Below are 2,273 nucleotides of genomic sequence, written 5' to 3'. Positions count from 1 at the left end.
CATCTAGTACGACCAGAGTGGTATTTCAACGATGACTCCACACACACTGGCGTGTGCGCTTCACAGTCTCCCACCTATCCTACACAAGCCGAACCAAACACCAATACCAAACTATAGTAAAGGTCCCGGGGTCTTTCCGTCCTGCCGCGCGTAACGAGCATCTTTACTCGTAGTGCAATTTCGCCGAGTCCACGGTTGAGACAGCGCCCAAGTCGTTACTCCATTCGTGCAGGTCGGAACTTACCCGACAAGGAATTTCGCTACCTTAGGATGGTTATAGTTACCACCGCCGTTTACTGGGGCTTAAATTCTGAGCTTCGCCGTGAGGCTAACCCGTCCTCTTAACCTTCCAGCACCGGGCAGGAGTCAGTCCGTATACATCGTCTTACAACTTCGCACGGACCTGTGTTTTTAGTAAACAGTCGCTTGGGCCTGGTCTCTGCGGCCCTTCACGCTTCCCCCAGCTAGTGGGTTCACGATCCGGGCCCCCCTTCTCCCGAAGTTACGGGGGCATTTTGCCGAGTTCCTTAACCATGGTTCGCTCGATCGCCTCGGTATTCTCTACCTGATCACCTGAGTCGGTTTGGGGTACGGGCGGCTCATGACTCGCTAGAGGTTTTTCTCGACAGCATAGGATCATCGACTTCCCCAAACGGGTCCCCATCACATCTCAGACATACAGAGCCCGGATTTGCCTAGACTCAGTCCTACATGCTTGGCCACGGACAACCATCGCCGTGGTTCGACTACCTTCCTGCGTCACCCCATCACTTGACTACTACACACTCGGGTCCCATGTTCCACACACACGCCTCACCCCGAAGGGATCGGTCACGTGTGCTTCAGATGGTTAGCATCATGCGCCTCATCATGGGCGTCACTTCGCCGGTACGGGAATATCAACCCGTTGTCCATCGACTACGCCTGTCGGCCTCGCCTTAGGTCCCGACTTACCCAGGGCAGATTAGCTTGACCCTGGAACCCTTGATCAATCGGCGGATGTGTTTCTCACACATCATTCGCTACTCATGCCTGCATTCTCACTCGCGTACCGTCCACCGCTGGATCACTCCGCTGCTTCACCCGATACACGACGCTCCCCTACCCACCCCGGAAAACCGGAGTGCCATAGCTTCGGCGGATAACTTGAGCCCCGCTACATTGTCGGCGCGGAATCACTTGACCAGTGAGCTATTACGCACTCTTTCAAGGGTGGCTGCTTCCAAGCCAACCTCCTGGTTGTCACTGCGACTCCACATCCTTTTCCACTTAGTTACCGCTTAGGGGCCTTAGCTGATGGTCTGGGCTGTTTCCCTCTCGACAATGGAGCTTATCCCCCACTGTCTCACTGCTGCGCTCTCACTTACCGGCATTCGGAGTTTGGCTAACGTCAGTAACCTGGTCGGGCCCATCGGCTATCCAGTGCTCTACCTCCGGCAAGAAACACACAACGCTGCACCTAAATGCATTTCGGGGAGAACCAGCTATCACGAAGTTTGATTGGCCTTTCACCCCTAACCACAGGTCATCCCCTCCATTTTCAACTGAAGTGGGTTCGGTCCTCCACGCCGTCTTACCGGCGCTTCAACCTGCCCATGGCTAGATCACTTCGCTTCGGGTCTAGAGCGCGCGACTCAATCGCCCTATTAGGACTCGCTTTCGCTACGGCTACCCCACACGGGTTAACCTCGCAACACACCGCAAACTCGCAGGCTCATTCTTCAAAAGGCACGCAGTCACGAGAGCAAGGCAAGCCTTGCTCCGACGCTCCCACGGCTTGTAGGCACACGGTTTCAGGTACTATTTCACTCCGCTCCCGCGGTACTTTTCACCATTCCCTCACGGTACTATCCGCTATCGGTCACCAGGGAATATTTAGGCTTAGCGGGTGGTCCCGCCAGATTCACACGGGATTTCTCGGGCCCCGTGCTACTTGGGTGTCTCTCAAACGAGCCGCTGACGTTTCGACTACGGGGGTCTTACCCTCTACGCCGGACCTTTCGCATGTCCTTCGCCTACATCAACGGTTTCTGACTCGTCCCACGGCCGGCAGACCGTGGAAGAGAGATCCCACAACCCCGCACACGCAACCCCTGCCGGGTCTCACACGTATACGGTTTGGCCTCATCCAGTTTCGCTCGCCACTACTCCCGGAATCACGGTTGTTTTCTCTTCCTGCGGGTACTGAGATGTTTCACTTCCCCGCGTTCCCTCCAAACGCCCTATAGATTCAGGCGCAGGTAACACGACATGACTCGTGCTGGGTTTCCCCA

Annotated in this window: 1 rRNA gene; it reads right to left on the bottom strand. The window is 55.8% G+C overall.

What is annotated here, in order from left to right:
- Window positions 1-2,273 (bottom strand): 23S ribosomal RNA (locus tag ACFVJS_RS27610); the annotation flags it as partial.

The organism is Nocardioides sp. NPDC057772 (assembly GCF_042798075.1).
In the GTDB taxonomy this organism is placed as follows: Bacteria; Actinomycetota; Actinomycetes; order Propionibacteriales; family Nocardioidaceae; genus Nocardioides.
This window is presented reverse-complemented; position numbering and strand designations above follow the sequence as displayed.